Origin of the sequence: Mycobacterium sp. (assembly GCF_052143115.1) — a bacterium.
Taxonomy (GTDB): domain Bacteria; phylum Actinomycetota; class Actinomycetes; order Mycobacteriales; family Mycobacteriaceae; genus Mycobacterium.
The window spans coordinates 1-19,062 of record NZ_JBKQTQ010000195.1 but is presented as its reverse complement, the minus strand read 5'-3'; the positions used below and the strand labels follow the sequence as shown (position 1 = coordinate 19,062).

15 protein-coding genes and 2 pseudogenes are annotated in these 19,062 nt (G+C 66.8%); 4 read left to right on the top strand and 13 right to left on the bottom strand.

The window, feature by feature from the left end; all coding sequences use genetic code 11:
- Positions 1–128 precede the first annotated feature (128 nt).
- From ACLQI9_RS20575 to ACLQI9_RS20525, 11 genes and pseudogenes are all read right to left on the bottom strand, one after another.
- A pseudogene (locus tag ACLQI9_RS20575) lies at positions 129–294 on the bottom strand (DNA starvation/stationary phase protection protein); the annotation flags it as partial.
- Complete coding sequence (locus tag ACLQI9_RS20570) at positions 282–416, bottom strand: hypothetical protein (RefSeq protein ID WP_442383942.1); 135 nt, start codon at positions 414–416, stop codon at positions 282–284. The gene ACLQI9_RS20570 and the pseudogene ACLQI9_RS20575, both read right to left, overlap by 13 nt.
- 33 nt (positions 417–449) lie before the next feature.
- Positions 450–2,036: a CoA transferase gene (locus ACLQI9_RS20565; protein ID WP_442383908.1), complete on the bottom strand. Its 1,587-nt coding sequence runs from the start codon at positions 2,034–2,036 to the stop codon at positions 450–452.
- Between the two features lie 89 nt (positions 2,037–2,125).
- Positions 2,126–3,421 (bottom strand): NAD(P)/FAD-dependent oxidoreductase, encoded by a 1,296-nt coding sequence (locus ACLQI9_RS20560; protein WP_442383910.1) that lies wholly within the window; start codon positions 3,419–3,421, stop codon positions 2,126–2,128.
- Entirely contained in the window at positions 3,418–4,536 is a 1,119-nt protein-coding gene (locus ACLQI9_RS20555; protein WP_442383912.1) for a carbon-nitrogen hydrolase family protein, read from the bottom strand. Before ACLQI9_RS20555 ends, ACLQI9_RS20560 begins: the two co-directional genes overlap by 4 nt.
- Positions 4,533–6,044, bottom strand: coding sequence for an NAD(P)/FAD-dependent oxidoreductase (locus ACLQI9_RS20550; protein ID WP_442383914.1), 1,512 nt, complete (start codon positions 6,042–6,044; stop codon positions 4,533–4,535). The genes ACLQI9_RS20555 and ACLQI9_RS20550 overlap by 4 nt, the downstream gene beginning before the upstream one ends.
- A 173-nt stretch (positions 6,045–6,217) precedes the next feature.
- Positions 6,218–7,423 (bottom strand): LuxR C-terminal-related transcriptional regulator, encoded by a 1,206-nt coding sequence (locus ACLQI9_RS20545; RefSeq protein WP_442383916.1) that lies wholly within the window; start codon positions 7,421–7,423, stop codon positions 6,218–6,220.
- 38 nt (positions 7,424–7,461) lie between these two features.
- The gene (locus ACLQI9_RS20540) at positions 7,462–8,169 is read right to left on the bottom strand and encodes a hypothetical protein (protein WP_442383918.1); all 708 of its coding nucleotides are present in this window, start codon (positions 8,167–8,169) and stop codon (positions 7,462–7,464) included.
- 4 nt (positions 8,170–8,173) lie between these two features.
- On the bottom strand, positions 8,174–8,356 hold the full coding sequence (locus ACLQI9_RS20535) for a rubredoxin (protein ID WP_442383920.1): 183 nt from the start codon (positions 8,354–8,356) through the stop codon (positions 8,174–8,176).
- Positions 8,357–8,785: 429 nt separating this feature from the next.
- Positions 8,786–9,730 (bottom strand): annotated as a pseudogene (locus ACLQI9_RS20530) (IS256 family transposase); the annotation flags it as partial.
- Positions 9,731–9,867: 137 nt separating this feature from the next.
- Positions 9,868–10,992, bottom strand: coding sequence for an AI-2E family transporter (locus ACLQI9_RS20525; protein ID WP_442392085.1), 1,125 nt, complete (start codon positions 10,990–10,992; stop codon positions 9,868–9,870).
- A gap of 413 nt (positions 10,993–11,405) precedes the next feature.
- Here ACLQI9_RS20525 and ACLQI9_RS20520 point away from each other — a divergent pair, with 413 nt between their 5' ends.
- From ACLQI9_RS20520 to ACLQI9_RS20510, 3 genes are all read left to right on the top strand, one after another.
- Positions 11,406–12,749, top strand: coding sequence for a bifunctional phosphatase PAP2/diacylglycerol kinase family protein (locus ACLQI9_RS20520; protein WP_442383924.1), 1,344 nt, complete (start codon positions 11,406–11,408; stop codon positions 12,747–12,749).
- Complete coding sequence (locus ACLQI9_RS20515; RefSeq protein WP_442392084.1) at positions 12,736–13,269, top strand: thiamine pyrophosphate-dependent enzyme; 534 nt, start codon at positions 12,736–12,738, stop codon at positions 13,267–13,269. Before ACLQI9_RS20520 ends, ACLQI9_RS20515 begins: the two co-directional genes overlap by 14 nt.
- 393 nt (positions 13,270–13,662) lie before the next feature.
- A complete protein-coding gene (locus ACLQI9_RS20510) occupies positions 13,663–14,322 on the top strand; it encodes a TetR/AcrR family transcriptional regulator (RefSeq protein ID WP_442383940.1) in 660 nt (219 codons plus the stop codon).
- Between the two features lie 43 nt (positions 14,323–14,365).
- Here ACLQI9_RS20510 and ACLQI9_RS20505 read toward each other — a convergent pair whose 3' ends face one another.
- Both ACLQI9_RS20505 and ACLQI9_RS20500 read right to left on the bottom strand, forming a co-directional pair.
- Positions 14,366–15,787, bottom strand: coding sequence for a phytoene desaturase family protein (locus tag ACLQI9_RS20505; protein WP_442383928.1), 1,422 nt, complete (start codon positions 15,785–15,787; stop codon positions 14,366–14,368).
- A gap of 49 nt (positions 15,788–15,836) precedes the next feature.
- Positions 15,837–17,612: a DUF3556 domain-containing protein gene (locus ACLQI9_RS20500; RefSeq protein ID WP_442392083.1), complete on the bottom strand. Its 1,776-nt coding sequence runs from the start codon at positions 17,610–17,612 to the stop codon at positions 15,837–15,839.
- A 141-nt stretch (positions 17,613–17,753) separates the two neighbouring features.
- Between ACLQI9_RS20500 and ACLQI9_RS20495 the strand changes: the two genes are divergently transcribed.
- On the top strand, positions 17,754–19,040 hold the full coding sequence (locus ACLQI9_RS20495; protein WP_442392082.1) for a PucR family transcriptional regulator: 1,287 nt from the start codon (positions 17,754–17,756) through the stop codon (positions 19,038–19,040).
- Positions 19,041–19,062 lie beyond the last annotated feature (22 nt).

Below are 19,062 nucleotides of genomic sequence, written 5' to 3'. Positions count from 1 at the left end.
TCCGAATTGTCTCAGTTGGTGTCATCCACCATTAGTCTCAAAACTTGTCACTTTTAGGATGACGCTTATTGTCGTTCATCGAACGGCCTACGATCCTGCGGCAAGGCGGGTTCAGCCGCACAGGGTCCTCACGGTTTACGATTCTCGGATTTCAGCATCCAGGCTGCCTTTTCCAGGGCGTCGATGATCGCGTACAGCAGGTCGGCGGTGGGGGGGTCGGCGGCGTCGACATCTTCGTGGACGGTGCGGATGGTTCCCGACTGCGGCGTAGATCCGAGTGGTCATGAGATCGACCGTGTTTCGGGATGCGCCGGGCCGTCGCCGGCGCCCATCTCGGATTCCAGCATCGCGGTCTGCACCGCCAACCGCTTCAGGCAACTGCCCGGTCGGATCGAGGCGGGGGCTGGCTTAGCCATCGCGGTCGGCCCGCCCCTCCTCGATTGCCGCTGTCAGTCGTTTCGATGGGCCATCGCGTAGTCCCTCAACTGCTTGGAAGCCAGGCTGAAACCGCCGCGGCCGTCCCCACGGTCCACGATTCCGTTGCAGGACACCAGATTGCGGATGCCACCTTCACGCGCCAATTTTGACGGATAATGTGGCGCTTCGCGTCGCCCGTCGGTGGTTGCGATTTCCGCCCACCAGATCGTGTCGGGATCCGACCCCAGCCAGGAGGTAGGGCGCACAAATATCGACGGTGTGTGACTGAACTGCACCGATGACGGCAGCCGGGTGAAGGTCCCCGAAGGTGTCTGCTGATCGACGGCGTACTCGATCAAGTCCTCCATGGTGACCGGCGCGTATTCCTCGGCGTCGAGCGGTTCAACAAGACTTGAGCCCATCATCGCGCACCGAGTCAACGCCACGTCGACATTCCAGTAACCCCCGTTTTCTTCCCGCTCGGACAGGGCCGCAACCACGCCGATGGCGCCGAGGTAACCGGTCAGGTAGTCGTTCATCAACGCGGCGATCACCGTGGGTTCGGGCAAGCCCTCGGAGTTGGCGTGGATGTTGCCGGCCACCGACTGAGCGATTTGTTCGAGTCCGGTGCGTTCTTCCCACGGGGTGCCGATGGCGTATGCCGACACCCGGGCCAGCACCAGGTTGGGGTTGATCTCAGCCAGCGTTTTCTCATCGAGGCCAATGCGCTCGAGTGCACCCGGGCGCAGGCTGCTGATGAGCACATCGGCGCCGGCGAGTAAATGGTGGAAGCGTTCCTTTCCCGAGCTGCCCTTGATGTCACAGGAAATATTTCGTTTCCCCCAGCTCACGTCCAACCACAGCGGAGTTATCCAGTCACCCATCGGTGGCTGGACCTTGATGACGTCCGCGCCCTGCTCAGCCAACAGCCGACCAATCGTGGGACCGGCGACAAGGTGGGTCAGCTCCAACACCCGCACCCCTTCCAGCGGCCGGTGGCGGGCCGCCCCGAGTCGGCGCGTACCGGCGTTGCCCACCTGCTCGATATCGATCATGGGGTGTTTGGCGGTCGCGGCGCCCTGCGGGTGGGCCAGCCATTCGTCGAGACTGCGCACCATGCCCAGCGGAAGAAACAAAGCGGCCACTTCATCCTCGATCTGCTGGGCGGGTTTCTTTTCCACCGCCGCCTGAATCGCCTGCGCGCTGTTGGGGCATCCGAAGTAGTTGAGCAGCCCGTCACGTAGATGCGGATGCAATCCGATCATCGTCAGATACCGCCCATCCCGGGCGCGGTAGGTGCCGTTATCGGGGCCTACCGGCCAGGTATCCATGAGGGTGCAGCAACCGTTCATGAACTGCAATTGAATGGAATTGAGTAGCAGCCCGCACACCCGACGGTTCAGTGTCATGGTTTGCGCCGGCAGTCCGCGCTGGGTGCCGATGTGCTCAACCACCGAGCCGAACGCGCTCATCACCCCCGCGGCGTAGTCGTGAACCTTGACCGGGCTCTTGATGTAGGACGCACCGGGCTCGACCGTGATCTTCGCCGGATCGATGGGAAACGGAAGGGCCGCACCGACCGCGTCGTAGGCCCTTTTCTGTAATGGGTTGGTAATCATGGGATCTCTCCTTCGCTGGTTGTTGACGTGCATGACTAAAGCGCGGATTTCAAAGTCGGCATTAGGCACCCTCGGTATGAGGTGGGTCGCTATGCGCTGGCTGGCGGGCTCCGGCCAGCGACCGACTCTGCAGGTTGTGGACCGATTTCGGCGAGGTCAGCGTCGGGGTCGGTGATCGCGGCGCGCTGCTCGGCGGTCAGGTGCGTGCCGATGAGCCGGTCGGCGCGGCCCAGGTCTTGGTCGCGACCGATCGACAGCACGCCGCGCAGCTCGTCTCGGTCGAGGTACCAGATCGAGAACGCACCTTCCTCGGGTTCTCCGCGCTCGATTCGGGTGTCGCCGGCGACGACACCGTGGAAGCGGAGCGTCACCCAGTCGGCGAGGTCGGACCAGAATGTGGGGATCGCGGTGTAGGGGTGGTTGCCGCCGAGCATGTTGGCGGCGGCCGCGCGGCCTTGTCCGGCGGCGACGTCCCAGTGTTCGACCCGCGCCCGCCGCCGATGCGCCGCCGAGTCCCACTCGCACATATCGCCGGCGGCGAAGATCCCGGGCGCCGAGGTGCGCAGCTGCGCGTCGCAGTGCACGCCGCCGGTGTCGCCGAGTCGCAGGCCCGCGCCGCGGGCGAGCCGCACGTCGGGCTGGGCGCCGACGCCGACGACGACGGCCTGGGCGGCAAGGGTGCGGCCCGCTCGGGTGACGACACGGGTGACGCGGCTGCCGTCGCCCTCGAAGCGCTCGAGTTCGTCACCGGCCACGAAGCGGACTCCGCGCTGCTCCAGCACGTCTTGCAGGAAGAGCCCGCCCCAGCCGCCGAGGTGATGCTCGAAGCAGGTGTTCTCGCGCATCAGCACGGTGCAGCGCTTGCCGGCGGCCGTCAGGGTGGCGGCCACCTCGCAGCCGATGTAGGAGCCGCCGACCAGCACGACTTCGCCGGCGTGTTCGACGTCGCGGCGGATCGCGTCGGCGTTGCCGAGCGCGCGCAGGTAGTGGATGCCGGCCAGCGACGAGCCTTCACAGGTGATCCGGCGAACCGTCGCACCGGTCGCGAGCAACGCCTGGCCGAACGACACCTCGTCGCGGCTGGACAGCCGGGCGGTGCGCGCCGCGGTGTCCAGGCCGGTGACGCTGGTACCGGTGCGCAGCTCGATCGCCCGGCTTACCCACCAGTTCACCGTGCGCAGGTGGGTGGCGTCGCGGGACTGTGCGCCGCGCAGGTAGGACTTTGAGCACAGGGTGCGGTCATAGGGCGGGTCGAGCTCGCGCGAGGTGACCAGGATGCTCGCAGCCGGGTCCAGCTCCCGCAGGCGCTCCGCGCACGCGACGGCCGCGGGGCCGCCGCCGATGATGAGGTGATCGACATCGGGGCGACCGACGGCGTTGCTCATTGCTCGACCGCCTCGGTGACCGGACGGCGGGGCGCTCCGTCGACGGCCGCCCCGATGTCGGGTTCGGCGGGCGCGGCCACATCGCCGCGCACGTAGTTCGGCAGGTCCGTCGCCGGTTGCGCCTGCCACGGGAAGCGGCCGCGGCGCTTGTTGGCCGCGTAGCTGAGCCTGCCGAAGCGGTTGTGCAGGTGCCAGACCAGGCCCATCGAGGCCGGGTGTGGCGCCATCCAGAACCCGGACGGGATGGGCTCCAGCGGCGTCGCCGACCCCACTCCGACGCTCGCCGCGACGTAGCCTTCCCCGTCGTCGTAGCCGAGCTTCGCCAGGATGGTTCCGTCCCGTTCGACGACCTGGCTCTCGCCGACGAAGATCGTCGGCCACGGCACGCCGGGCATGAGCGGTGTGCGCGAGCGCACGGCTCCGACGTGGGAGGCGATCACCGCGGGCGCGCCGACGGCGCGCGCGAGCCTGGCCGGCATCTCGCGAGCGACGGCGACGTTGTATTGGTGGTCGCGGCCGAACCAGGGGTCCAGCGGCGGCCAGTTCGGGTATGACCACCAGTTGCTGCCGCCGGCCAGCAGCGCCACCTTGCCGCGCAACCGACGCGCGGTACGGCTGCGATCCCACTCGAAGCCCACCGGGCAGCCGAGGGTGCCGAGCCGGGTGGTGAACAGGCCGTCATCGTGGCCCGGTGTGTAGTAGTGGTTCTCCCACATCGACGGCTGGTCTTTGTCGTGCAGGTGGGTGGTGCCGTCGGGCTCGGCCAGCGCGTACGTGCCGCGGGTGTCGTCGCCCCGGCGGGCGATGAACCCACCGCCGACCAGGCAGTCGAGCTCCCGACCCAGCCGCACCAGCAGCTGGTAGGGCGCGCCGTCGACCGGTCGGGCGACCGCACGCAGGCTCGGGTGGTAGACGGTCGGCGAGGTCATCGCTTCCGGCGCGACGATGACGTCGGGGCTGTGCTCGCGATGCGCTTGGCGGATCAGATCCTCGATCCGGGCCAGGTTGCGGTCTACCTCGCCGATTTCCAGCCGCGGCTGGATTGCCGCAACCGTGATCCGCTGGCCGGTTTCCGGTTTGCCGGATGTGGCGGTGTCGGTCGCCGTGGTGCTCACGCCGCACCCACCTTCGGGGTCGTTACGGGCCGGCGCAGCGTGGTTTGCGGCGACCAGCCGTTGCGGCCCCAGCGAGAGAATCGTCGGTAGTCGGCGCGGCGCCCGCTGTGCACGATCGCGAGGTCGCGGCGCAGCAGGGCTTCGTAGCGCAACTCGTCGAGAACTTCGCGGGCGAGCGCCGCCCGGTCGGCGTGCGGCCGCCGCGCGGCGCGCCATGTCCAGCGGGCCAGTCGGCGCGGGGTGAAGAACTTTCGCGGATCACGCTGCCGGGCGACGACCTGCATGAACTCACCCGAGATGCCCGCGTCGGCGAGCAGGTCCACGAACTGGTCGGCCAGATTCGCGTCGGCGTCAAGCTCGCGATACATCTCGGCCTGCAGCTGGTTGATCGGGTTGGTGCGGGTCTCGCGCTGGCCGAGGTAGTAGCTGGGCAGGCATTCCTTGTCGCGGTTGAGCTCCCACCGGAACAACTCGCGGTCGAGCCGCTGCGGGTCGTCGAGCCAGTCGGCGGTGGCGTCGCCGAGCAGGCGCCCGAAGCGCAGCGCGTCGCGAATCCCCTGCGCCAGCACCGGGTCCTTGAAGTGCCCGGCGTCGCCGACCAACGCCCAGCCCGGCCCGCTGGAGACCCGGAAGTAGGCGGTGGTGTCGTCGGCCGAGCGCAGCTTGGTGATCGGTTCACAACCCGCCAGGCGTGCCTTCAGCTCCGGGAAGTTCTCCAGCTTGCGGTTCCACATCTGCGGGTCGCGGCGGAACTGCTTGATCTCCTCCTTGGGCGGCATGAACAGGACAAGGCCCACATTGTCCTCGTTGGGGAAGTAGAACCCGAGGGTGTCGCCGCTCTGCCAGCGCCGCACGGTGTCACGCTCCTCGGGGCCACGCGGATCCTTGACGTACATGAACACCAGGCCCCGCCCGTTCTCCGACTCGCGGTAGGGCTTTTCCACGCCGAGCAGCCTCGCCATCGTCGAGCGCCGCCCGTCGGCGCCGACGACCAGTTTCGCGCGGATCTCGTGCAGCGCGCCGTCGGAGCTCTTGTAGCGCACGCCGGCGGCGCGGCCACCGGCCCACACCACATCCACGACCTCGACGCCTTCGCGAACCTCGGCGCCCGCCTCCCGCGCGGTCTCCACCAACGCCAGATCCAGGCCGGGGCGCCGCGTGTTCAACCCGTAGTCGATCCCGTTGACCGGCGCCATCCTCCCGTGCGGCGCCAGGCGCTGCCCGGTGCGCGGCAGCACGACGGTGTTCGGATAGCCCACCCGCCACTCCGGTGCGCCGACCGCCCGCACCCGATCCAACGCGCCGAGCCACTTCAGCTCGGCGACGCCGGTCGCGAACAGCACGTGCGTCGAGATCGTGTCCGACGGGAACTTCGCCCGATCCAGCGCGATCACCTTGCTGCCCCGACGCGCCAGCGTGATCGCGGTCGCCGCGCCGGCGATCCGCGCGCCGACCACCACCGCGTCGACCTCTTCTCGTGACACCACCGTGTCGGTGAATTGCTCCATTTCTTGTTGCCTCGCTCGTTCGCTGTTTCAGATCGTCGGGCGGTCGCGGTGACCAGCCCGTCGGTGCTTCGAAACTAAAATCGCAACGACGACGCGACAATTCGCCGATCTACCGATTGCCATCGGTAGATTGACCGGTTTTTGCTGATTGGGCTACGTGTGTCGCGGACGCGCTACGTGGACACCCGGTGACCCAGGCGTGCGGCACGGGCCACCGCCTCGGCCCGATTGGCCGCCCGCAGCTTGCCCAGGATGTGCTCCACGTGGCTTTTGACCGTGTGCTCGCTGACGACGAGCCGCGCGGCGATCCCGGCGTTCGTCGCGCCGGTGGCCATCAGCGCCAGCACCTCGCGCTCGCGGCGGGTCAGCCTGGCCAACGCCGCATCTTGCGGCGCGCCGCTGCGGGCCGGCTCGGCAGTCGCCGCCGGCTCGTGCTGCAGGCCCGCGGTTTCGGGCGCCCGCGGCCGCCAGAGCTCGGCGCCCCGGAAGTTCGCGACCGTCTCTTCGGTTTCCCGCACCAGGTTTCGCACCGCGGTGCGCTGGGCGTGCAACCGTTCGAGCAGCAGCCCGCGCTCCAGGTCACGACCAAGGCCGCTGACGAACGCCGCCGCGACGTCACGGTCGAGCGCGTCGACGTCGCGGCCGCGGAAGTACATGTCGGCCTGCATGATCCCGACCGCTTCGCCGCCGACCAGCACCGGGGTCGACGCATAGCTCGTCGGCGCGAACTTATGCACCATCGGCGCCCACGCATGGGGGTCGTGCATCGGATCCAGGGCCAGCGCCGGCCTCCGGTTGTGCGCGACCTGCCACTCCAACAGCCCCGGCCCGAGCGGCGCGGGATGCTGCACGCTGTGCGCGTGGCAGTCACGGGCCCAGCCCTCCTCGGTCCGGAAGTGGGTGGCGACCGCCTCCATCCGGTTCTCGCGGAACCGCAACACCAACGCCCGGTCGAAACCGCCCCCCTCGACCAGCTCGCGCACCGCCCGCCGTAACCGATCGTCGACGCTGTCCTCGCGGTCACCGACGTCGTGTCCGATCGCTCCCAACGCGACGACCGCCCGGTCGAGTGCAGCCTCGCGCACCCGCCCGTGCAGGCGCTGCAGCTCGACGGCCAGGTCGGCGAGCCGAGCGAGCTGCTCGCCGGACAGCCCGTGCTGTTCGGCGTGCAGCCGATCGAGGATCCCGGCGACCGCGGCGATCAGCACCTGCTCCGCGCCCTCGAGCCCGTCGGCGCCGTTGGGCAGCGGTCCGACCGCAACATAGCGGCGCGCCCGCGCCAACGCGTCGGCCACCTCGCGTCGCAAGACGCCGCGGCGATGCGCCGCCGCGGCCAGCGTGCGGTCGGGGCCCGACACCGGGGCCAGGTCGAGCGGCATAACCGCTGGAGTTTACTCCGCAGGGGGTGCTCCGATGGCTACGCGAGCGGTCCGCAGAAGGTCCTGCCCCGCCACGCGCCGTCCGCGCTGAGCACCCGGAATCGAACGAACAATTCCTCATCGAACCACCGGTGCTCACGTGCGCCCCGCTGGACGGCGCCGTGCGGCGCGTCGTGGTAGCCGAACCGCTGCATCTCGGGCAGCGAACGCCACATCGAGAAGGTGGCGCCGATGCGCACCGGGCGGTTTGTCATCCCGATCGACAGCAGCACGCCGGGCCCGCGGTCGAGCTGACGGGCGATCCGCGGGAGCGACCAGGCGTACATCTTCGGCGCGACCGCGTAACGCACCGCGACCCTGGTCAGAACGGCCATAGGCCCGGGGTCACGACCGCCGGGAACGGGGTCCAGCAGCTCACGTCCATCCCAGGCGCCCTTGACCCGAGTGGCCCGCAGGCGCACCAACAGCAGCTCGCGAGCCGATTCCCGCCAGTCGCCGAACGTTTCCTCGGACAGGTGCTCATCCAGGGCAGCCTCGTCCTCCCACACGGTGAACAGTGCGCTGCGGCTCGGGCTGAACGCCGGGAACGCGACACCACCAGGGCCGCTGGTCGTCAGCATCGCCTGGCTGAAGCGAACCCCAGGTACCTTGCTGAGGGCGGCCCCGGCGTGCCGCAGATGCGCCGCGTTGGCGGCGATGCTCCGGTGCCGCATCAGCAGCAGCGATGCGACGTGCGGCGCGCTCACGGCCTCAATCGTCCAGCGGGACGAAGTCGGTCTTGCGGGCGCCGCACACCGGGCACAACCAGTCCTGCGGGATGTCCTCGAACGCGGTGCCCGGAGGAATCCCGGCCTCCGGGTCGCCCTCGACCGGGTCGTAGATCTCGCCGCACGGCTCACACAGCCACCGCCGTGTCACGGTCCCGCTGCTCATCTCGACTGCCTCCTTCTTGTTGTCCAATGCGTTTCGGAGTCGATCCGACCGTAGGCTCGCCCCGCCTGGCCGAGCATCCGCCGAACTACCGATTTGCGTCGGTGACCCGACCGCTGCTGAGCGGATTGAGGGGGGCCGGACATGCCCGCCGCTGCGCGGGTTTCATTAAGCCAGCTGCAGATTCGTTCGTTGCATTAGTTTCGCGCTGCTGAGGAGGGCCGGTGGCGTGGGCCGCCCTAATTCCCAGTTTCGTGTCGCATGCCACACCGGACCGACATCTCAATTGGGATTGAGATACGGATCGTTGAGAATCTACAGCGGTGTAGCGGTTTCATTTGACGTGGCGGATGGCGATGCCTCTACCGGTTGCGTCCCGTCGAGTGGTGTAACTCTCGGCGGGTGTTTCGCCTGAGACTCTGTGGTTGTCCACTATGCCGTGATGGCGGCGGGGACGGCAACGGATTGGTCGTCGCGTTCGGTCGGGTGCAGTAGGGCCAGGGTGGATTCGGATAGGTAGCGTTTGTCGGCGACCTGCCATTCGTCGTGGGCTTCGACGAGGACCGAGCCGGCCAGCCGCAACAGGGCGGCGGGGTTTGGGAAGACGCCGACGACGTCGGTGCGGCGTTTGATCTCCTTGTTGAGTCGTTCGAGCGGGTTGGTGGACCAGATCTTTTTCCAGTGCGGGACAGGGAAATCGGCGAATGCTGTGATGTCGTCGCCGGCGTCGCGCAACATCGATTCCACGTTAGGTAGTTGACGACCGAGCATGTGCGCGATGGTGTCGAGTTGTTCGCGAACGTGGGCGGCGTCGGGTTGGGCGAAGATGGTGCGGATCGCGGCGGCGACCATCTCGGCAGATCCCTTGGGGACTTGGGCCAACACGTTGCGCAGGAAATGTACCCGGCATCGTTGCCAGGAGGAGCCGATCAGGATCGCCTCGATCGCGCCGCGCAGCCCGCTGTGGGCATCAGAGATGACCAGCTGCACCCCGACCAGCCCGCGCGATTTCAGCGAGCGCAAAAACGCCGTCCAAAACGCGCCGTCCTCGGAGTCGCCGACCTGGAAGCCCAGCACTTCGCGGCGCCCGTCGGCGGCCACCCCGGTGGCGATCACCACCGCCTGGGACACCACCCGATGATTGACCCTGGCCTTGCAGTAGGTGGCGTCTAAGAACACGTAGGGGAACCGCTGATCGGCCAATGGTCGGTCGCGAAAGGCGGCGACTTCGGTGTCCAGGTCGGCGCAGATGCGCGACACCTCGCTTTTGGAAATCCCCGAATCGGCACCCAGGGCCTTGACCAAATCGTCGACCTTGCGCGTCGAGGTGCCGTGGAGATAGGCCTCCATCACTACCGCGAACAAGCACTGGTCCATCGGCCAGATTGCCCGGCCGACAACGTCCGCGGAATCGGTGTTGGGCCGAAGGCTTGCTGCCGGGCGGCTCGCCCCCAGCACCGCCGCGCCGGCGGATATGTGGCCGGCCCAGGCGATCGCTGCCACGCCAGCTAACATCATGCCTCATCGAGCGTGGGGAACAGCAGTTCTGAGACGAGTAGCTGCACTGCCGCGGCGACCGGGATCGCCACCAGCGCCCCGACCACCCCCAGCAGCGCCGCGCCGAGGAGAACGGCCACCACGGTAACACCGCCCGGCACCCTCACTGCCCGACCGATGATCTTCGGAGTCAAAAGGTAATCCTCGGCCAACCGGAACACGACGTAGAACGCCACTGTCGCGATGCTGACCGGAATCGAGACGGTCACGGCCACCAGGGCGACCACGAACCCGCCGACTGTTGAGCCGTAGGGGAAAAGATCCACGATCGCGACAAACGCCCCGAGCAGCAACGCATATGGGACATGGAAGATGAAGCACCACACAAATGTCGCCGCCCCGGCGATCAGCGAGGTCAGCACATTGCCGAATACGTAGTCACCGACCTTGGCCATCACCTCGTCACCGATGAGAATCGCGCGCGGCCGGCGGGAGTTCGGCACAAACCGGTACATCGTCGCCCGGACACGCCGCATATCGGCCAAGAAATAGACCGTGAGGACAGCCACGATCCCGAGGTGCGACACAGCCCCGAACACCGTCTCTCCGGCTTTGACAAGGCCGCCGACCGCCGGTGCACCTGGGCCGTGAATCATGTCGGTGATGCGTTGTTGCACATGGAAGCGTTCGTTGAGTCTGCCGATCACCGTCGAGTGGTTCTGAGCCTGCTGCAGATAGTGCGGGGCCTGTTCGATCAATTCACGCCCTTCCTGCACAAGTGGGGGAATCGCGGCCGCCACCGCCGCGGCGAGGACACCGAACACCACCACGACCACCAGGCTGACCGCCGCCCATCGCGGGAGTTTCCGGTTCACCAGCCCCGACACCGCGGGCTCAAGCCCCAACGCAAAGAACATCGCCGCGCCGATCAATACCAGCACCGAGGACACGGAGCCGAGGACACGCACCGCCCCATACGTGACGGCCACGCCCGCCGAGGCCATCAACCCCAGATAGAACGGGGAACCCCGATCGAATCGCTGATTCCGTGCGCCGAACGGCTGGCTATCTGACCGAAGTTGCGCCGCAGTCTGTTCGGCGGTGGCAATCGCCCCTTCATCGTGGCTGTGCGGTCGACCCACGCGGCGGTGATGACCCTGGTCGGCAAGGCCGTGATCGATGGGTTGACCGCTCCGGATGTTATTCAATGTCGGAACCCCATTCGTCAGTAGGAATCGAACTGCCGCGTGCGCGGCGGCCTTTCAACAGTGACGCCGAGATATCGCCTCCGGGCGCGAATGACGGATTCTGGTTCCCACCATGACCGTCCGGACACTGGCAGAACCGGCGCCTCCTCATCAGCGACGGCGCCACGCTGGCGGTGGCGTGATCGGTACTTGCGGAGTGGTGACGAATCGTCAGAAAGCGTTGTCGGCACAAAGGTTTGGGACGAAGGTATCTCAGCCAAGGCCTCGCAAGCGTTTCGTCTGGTGGTCGTACTCCGCGGCGGCCCCATTCGGGCCCGATAGGGTCGACTACGGCATAGGTTGAAACAATGAAGATGGGTGAGCGACACACGTCGCGGGGGCTGCGGCAAATCACTGAGGGCCTCGGTGTGCTGGACGCGGAAGTGTTCCAGGCGGTCGCGAACTCAAGCAGTCCGCTGCTGGACACAGCGATGCCCGCGCTGACCCGTGCCGCCGACCACGCCAAGCTGTGGCTCGCGATCGCGGCGGGCCTCGCAATGTCGGGCAGCCGCTCGGCTCACCGCGGCGCGGGCCGTGGAGTCGTCAGCCTGGCGGTGACCAGTTTGATCACCAATCAACTGGCTAAGCGCGCCTGGCACCGCAACCGCCCCGGGCACCGGTCCGTTCCGCTCGCGCGGCGCCTGCGCCGCTACCCGACGTCCGACTCGCTGCCCTCGGGTCACGCCGCCAGTGCTGCCGCCTTTGTGGTCGGCGTCGGGCTGGAAAACCCGACGCTGGGAATCCTCCTCGCAGTCCTCGCATGGCTGGTCGGGTTCTCGCGCGTCGTGACAGGCGCGCACTACCCCGGTGACGTGTTGGCAGGCTTCGGTATCGGCTCAGCGATCGCCGGGTTGGGCGGTCGTCTCGTTCCCCCGATCGTCGCGCCCCGATTGCCCATCGCCGATCCGCTGCGTATCGATGCCCCGCCCCGGCCGGACGGTGCGGGCGTGGTCCTGGTGGTTAACCCCGCAGCGGGCAGCGGCAACGGCGAACGCGTGATCGCCCAGGTGCGCAGGGAACTGCCCAAAGCCGAGATTGTGACCCTCGGCGCGAGCGACAACCTGGAAGAGGTGCTACGTGGAGCCGCGCATCGTGCCGAAGTGCTGGGCATCGGCGGTGGCGACGGAACCGTCGCATGCGCGGCGGCAGTAGCGGTGCGCACCGGGCGCCCGCTGGCGGTTTTCCCAGCCGGCACCTTCAACCACTTTGCCAAGGACATAGGCTGTGACAACGCGGCCAGCACCGTCCGGGCGATACGGGCGGGCACTGTCTCCTGCGTTGACCTGGTGTGCTTCAACGACGCACGAATGGTCCTCAACACCGCCAGCATTGGCGCCTACCATCAACGACTACACGACGGTGGGCTGGAGCGCACTCCCGCCGCGGCACCGGCTCATCAGCGCCGAGCCCCGAAAGGTGCGGTTTCCCGACGTCGAATTCACCGGCGTCGCGCTGGCCGAGTTCCTGTCCGACCTGGCCAAAAAGGTCCAGACCAATACCGCGACCCTGACCCAGTACAAGCGCCTCCACCGGACCGCTGCGTTGGCGGCCGCGGATGTCCAGCCCGCGGCCCCGCTGAGCCGGGTCGAGATGTGGCGCCAGATCGAGCAAGACCTCGACCCCAAGACCACCTTATTGGTGGAAACCGGTGATTCCTGGCTCAACGGCATGTACGCGCGGCTGCCCGGTGGCGCCAGGTTCGAGATCGAGATGCAATACGGCTCGATCGGCTGGTCGGTCCCCGCCAGCTTCGGCTATGGGATGGGCCTCGAGCCCGACCGGCACCTGATCTCGGTCATCGGCGACGGGTCCTTCCAACTGACCGCCCAAGAAGTGTCCAACATGATCCGCCACGGCCAAGAGACCCTCATCTTCCTGGTCAACAATCACGGGTATGTGATCGAGTCCGCGATCCATGACGGTCCCTACAACTACTACAAGAACTGGGACTACGCTGGCCTGATCGCCGCGTTCAACGCAGAAGACGGCGCCGGACTCGGGCTAACCGCAACCACCGCAGGAGAACTGGCCGACGCGATCGGCAAAGCCCGCGCGCATACGGGCGGGCCGGTCCTGATCGAATGCCAGATTCCCAACGACGACGCCAGCCCTGAGCTCATCTCCTGGGGGTCCAAGGTGGCTCGTGTCAATGCCCGCCCATACCGAGACTAGTGGATTAATTCGACTGCGCTACCTGCGCACGCTGGCCGGGATTTGGTCGGCGGTCATGGTCCACGACTAGCGGGGGAGGCGCCCGAATGCCGGCGTGGCGCTGACCCACCTAGATGTGGGTGCCACGGATCATCTCCGAGCTCGGCCAGGCGCGCGCTGGGCCGAGCCGCACGGCTACACCGTGCTCAGCGGCTGGTATGCGGCCGGACGCCGTTCGACTACGTGCTCATTCCGCGCTGCCTTCTTGCAATATGATTGTCGATACCGTCATTCGCCATGTTCTCCTCAGTCACCGGATTTGGTGAAAACATCAGAATTGAGGATTTCTGTTAAACTGGCTAGTGTCTGGGCGAGCCAACCAGGCGCGAGCCAAGTGAGAACGAGGTGGACGACGTGGTGGATGGTGGTGGCGAGCCGCAGAACCGCCTGGAACGGCGCAAACAGCGCACCCGCGCCGCATTGATCAACGCCGCGCAGGGCTTCATCGCCGCAGGCAAGCTGAGTGTGCCGGTGCTGGACATCACCCAGGCCGCCGATGTCGGCATGGGGTCGTTTTACAACCACTTCGACAGCAAGGAACAACTGTTCCAGGCGGCGGTTACAGACGTCTTCGACGCCTATGGGGCGGTGCTTGACAGCCTGCCCGACGTGGAGGATCCAGCCGAGACGTTTGCACGCAGCTTCCGGTTAGCCGGTCGTTTCTTTCGGCGCCGCCCGCAGGAATGCCGTGTGCTGCTCAATGTCGGCCTGGGACCAATCCTGTCGGACCGGGGTCTGGCGCCGCGGGCGCTGCGCGACATCATCGCCGCCAACCGGGCCCGCCGCTTTAACGTCGCTGATCCCCAACTCGCGCTGGCCATGGCCGCCGGAACGCTGCTGGCGCTGGGCCAACTGCTGCAAGACCAGCCTGAGCGTGACGGCGCGCAGGCCAGCGACCAGATGGCCGAAGACCTGCTGTGCATCTTCGGGGTACCGGCCGCGGAGGCCCGCGAGATCTGCAGCCGACCCCTCCCCGACATTGCCGGCATCACCGAAGCCGGGTCGGCGGCATGAAGGGGAGTGCATGTCATTCCGCCGGGGGGTGGAGCCTGCGCGTTCAGCGGGTGCTTTGGAGGTAGGCCAGCGCGGCTTGCGCCGCGTTGGCGCCGCACATGCCATGCGCGCCCGGTCCCGGTGGGGTGGCAGCCGAGCAGATGTACCTGCCCGGCGACCCAATAGTATACGGCGACAGCGTGATTCGCGGACCGAACGTCAGCTGGCGAATATCCTTGGCGCCGGTCATGATGTCGCCGCCGACATAGTTGGGGTTGTAGGCGGCCATCTGCGTCGTCGACCGAACTGCTGAGCCGACGATGCGATCCCGGAAACCGGGGGCGAACCGCTCAATCTGGGTGATGATCGCCTCGGTCGCGTCGCCGGTGTAGCCGTTCGGGACGTGCGCGTAGCTCCACACCGGGTGAACGTTGCCCACCGAGCGTTGCGGGTCGGCCAGATACTGCTGACCGACCAGAACGAACGGCCGCTCGGGCATGCGTCCCGCGTGGATGTCACGCTCGGTTGCGGCAAGTTCGGCGTAGGTCCCGGCCAGGTGCACGGTGCCTGCGCGGTGGGCGTCCGGGTTCGTCCAGGGCACACCGCCGTCGACGGCGAAGTCGACTTTGAATGCACCCGGACCGCGCCGGAACTTGGTGAAAGCGCGGGCAACTCGGCGTGGAAGACGGTCGCCGAGGATCGCGGCGACGGCGCTCGGCGCCAGATCGAACATCGTGACATCTGCCGGCGGCAACTGCGACGCCGATTGGACCCGGACCCCAGTTTCGATCTTGCCGCCCAAGTCACCCAGCAGCGCCACCATCGCATTGGTAATCGACTGCGATCCACCTTCGGCAACCGCCCAGCCGTGTCGGTGGCCGGCCGCGATGATGCCCATGCCGATCGCGGAGGTCATCGGGTAGTGCAGCGGCCGGAAGGCATGGGCCGCAACGCCTCCGAACAAGGCGCGGCCCTCACCGGTGCGGAACAGCCGGGCAAACGCGGACGCGGGAAGCACGGTGGGTGCACCGAACCGGGCCAACATCAGCGGATGGTGCGGGAACCGCAGGAGGGGCCGCATGATGTCCTCGCTGAGTGCGTCGAACTTAGCGGCCGGGTAGCCGAACGTGAGCTGCCATCGAGACCCGTCGCGTCCGAGACCGGCCGCGGTTTGCTCCACCGAGCGGTGCAGCACGCCGGCCGTGCCGCCGTCGAGCGGGTGGACACAATCGATCTCCGGCCAACGCCACGACAATCCGTACCGCTGCAGACTGAAGCGGCTGAAGAACTGCGAGCCGATCGCCATCGGGTGGATCGCCGAGCAGTGGTCGTGCAGCAGGCCGGGGACGATGGCTTCGCTGCTGCGGGCGCCGCCGCCGACCTCGTCGGCGGCTTCGAGGACGGTGACCGAAACACCCTCGGCGGCCAAGGCTATGGCGGCGGCGAGCCCGTTGGGCCCGCCGCCCACCACGATCGCGGTAGTCATGTGCGCCGCTCCTCCTCATCGCTTCGCTCTGCATCGTCGGCGGCGCGAGTCATGCCAACGCTCCGCGCTTACTGTCGCCCAGCGACCAGGTCACCTGGAGCGGGATGGGGCCGTTGGGCAGCCAGGGCTGTTCGGCGACCGCGTCGGACACCTTCCATGTGCCGCGCTCGACCACCCCGAGTGCGGCGTCGATCAGTTGGTAGTGCTGAACCCCGCTGCCGAAGGCCTCGGACTCCACCCAGGCAATCACGCACTCGCCCGGCTCGAAGGCGGCTTCGCGCTGCACGGCCTGGATCATGTCTGCGTTGTGCAGGTGGCCGTCGCCGAAGTTGAAGCCGATCAGCGAGTTGCAGACGAACTCACCCTCTCGCACCGTTCGGACGTCGATGTCGGGCAGATGGGTCAACAGCAGCGAGTACAGGCCGCGAGCCTGGCTGTGCATGCTTCGCCACGCTGTCGTCTTCTGCAGGGTGATCTCCGCCCACTTTGGCTCGTAGCCGGCCGCAATGAACTGGTCGATCTGGTTGGACGCCGAGCGGGTGACCTTGTTCAGCTTCTGCTCGGCACCGGGCGCGAAGGTCCATAGCGCCGAGGCCCAGTTGCCCGCGTACTGCCGCATCGAGGGCAGGAAGGACACCTTGTCCGGTCGCAGATTGCCCAGCACCGGGTAGAACAGCAGCGCGGCGGCGACGATGAGAGCCAGCCAGGGCGGAGTCATGTTCCACGGGGCGTATCCGTTCCAGTTCGGGAAGCCGAGGAACAGGAAGATCGTGGTGTAGCCGAAGACCACGTTCCATTCCAGCGGCACCGCAAGCGGGAAGGTCGAGATGATGAACAGGTGGAAGCCCACCATGAACAGCGCCGCAGCCAGCGTCAGCCACTTATTGGTGGAGAAGAACAGGACCAGCGGAGCCACAATCTCGACCGTGGTGCCATTGACGTGTGCCATGAAGTCCGCCAGCCGCGAAGGCCGCAGATCGCGCGGGAAGTTGCGATAGTGTGCCCGCCGCAACCATTTGAACGCATATGGCGTATTGCTGACCATCGGCCCAATGACGTTGGAGAAGTGTTTACCGAACTTCGACCAGCCGGCACCGACCCAAACCACCACGATCACCATCTTCAGCGCGATGATCATGTTGACGAACGGCAAGACTGCGAAGATGACCAGGACCGGTAAGTATTGCTCGCCACGGGAGGCCAGGAAGATGGTCTTGTCCCGCAGACCGTTCAGCACCAGCAGCACGATCGGCGCGATCAGCAGGGCGGGGTTCACCAGACCGGATGTGTTGTCCGGCACCGCCTTCGAGAGCGAGTCGCTGTGCACGCCCGGTGACAGCAACGGCACGGCCAAGCTCACCAGCAGTGCCACGTAGAGCCCGATGTCGAACCAGGTGCGCCGGTCGCCGTTGGTGAACGGCACCCACTCCCACGGGCGCAGCCGGATGGTTCCCGGTCGGGCCCAGAACAGGATGCCGCCGGTCATCGGCTTGGCTTTGCCGGCCAACGGGCCCCAGGAGCCGGCCACGCCAATGGCCTCGAGCAGTACGGTCCACAGGATTACCTTCTGGTAGACGATCGGTTGGTTCCACCATTCGGTCACATGCCAGAAGGCGGGTAGTCCCGACGTCAACGTCGCGACCGTGATGCCACCGATCGCGAAGAAGACGACCAGCTTCACGATGTACATGGTGTGGATCCACTTCGGTGACCCGAAGCCGTTTTCGGCCCAATCGGCGGCGAGGATCCGCATCCGCTCCATCAGCGGCTTCTTCAAGAAGGTGTCCGGATCAACCTCCGGAAGATAGGGCTTAATGAATCCCATGTGTCTACGCTCCTTCTGACCTTCGTTGGCGAGAGTGTGCACAACATTAGAGATGACGCGCGGCTTTAAACAGTCGCGAATCGACAAAGCCACGCGCCGCTGTTATCGCTCACAGACAACCCAGCGTCTAACGTCATTGAGGTGAAGAAATCGGGCCTCGACAGCGGAATCGAGGTAAGCAGTTACGTCGCAGAGGTCGCGAGCCGATTGCATGGCCGCGTGGTGGCGCTGTCGTCGGCGCTCCGTCAAGCCCTCGAGGATCAGATCCCCGAGCTGCGCGGCGATGCAGCGCTGGTCGAGTTACTCGGGACCAGCGTTGAGGGCAATGTCGATACGGTCTTGCACGCGTTGCGCTACGACATCGCTGTCGAGCGTGTCGAGGCGCCCACCGCAGCGCTGGAGTACGCCCGCCGGCTGGCACAGCGCGGAGTGCCCGTCAACGCGCTGGTTCGCGCCTATCGGCTCGGTCAGCGCCAGATAAATGAAGTCGTTTTCGCTGAATTGCGCGTCATCGATATCCCGGAAGCCATGCACGTGGAGGTGATCGAGGCGATCACCGGCACGTTGTTCGAGTACATCGACTGGATGTCGCAGCAAGTCGTCGCTGTCTACGAAGACGAACGTGAACGCTGGCTGGAGAACCAGAACAGTCTTCGTGGCCTGCGGGTGCGCGAGGTCCTGACCGCGAACAAGACCATCGATATAGATGCGGCAATCACATCGATTCGTTACCCGCTTCGGTGGCACCATCTGGCGCTGGTGATGTGGTACCCGGACCCGGGCGCAGAGGGCGACGAGCTTGGCCGGCTGCAAAAGTTTCTCCGCGAACTGGGCGAAGCGGCCGGCGCCGATGGCAACCCGCTCTTCGTCGCCGCCGATCGAAGCTGTGGCTGGGGGTGGCTGGCGTTTCGCGCCTTGGTGGCCGATGCCGTGGTGAAGGTCCGCCGGTTCGCGCAGACCCGACCGAATTCACCGAACGTGGCGATCGGCACGATGGCCGGCGGCGTCGACGGCTTTCGCCGCTCACACCGGGAGGCGGAGACCGCCCGCAGCGTAGCGGTGATCGCCAAGCGGCCGGAGCCGACGGTGATCTCGGCGACCGATCCGGGCTTGTCCGTGGTAGCGCGTCTTGGTGCCGACGTGGTCGCCACCTGCGATTGGGTGGCGACGGTGCTTGGGGACCTCGCGACCGATAACGAGAACGACGCGCGGCTGCGTGAGACGTTGCGCGTGTTTCTGGGCTGCGGTTCCAGCTACAAGGCGGCCGCCGAGGAACTCAACTTGCATTTCAACTCGGTGAAGTATCGGGTGGGTCGCGCCGTCGCGCGACGTGGTCGGGAGATCGGCAGCGATCGGCTCGACATAGAACTCGCGCTGCTCGCCTGCCACTGGTATGGCGCCGCGGTTCTGCAGCCGGATGCTTCATAGACCAGCCGGGGCCGCACCGATA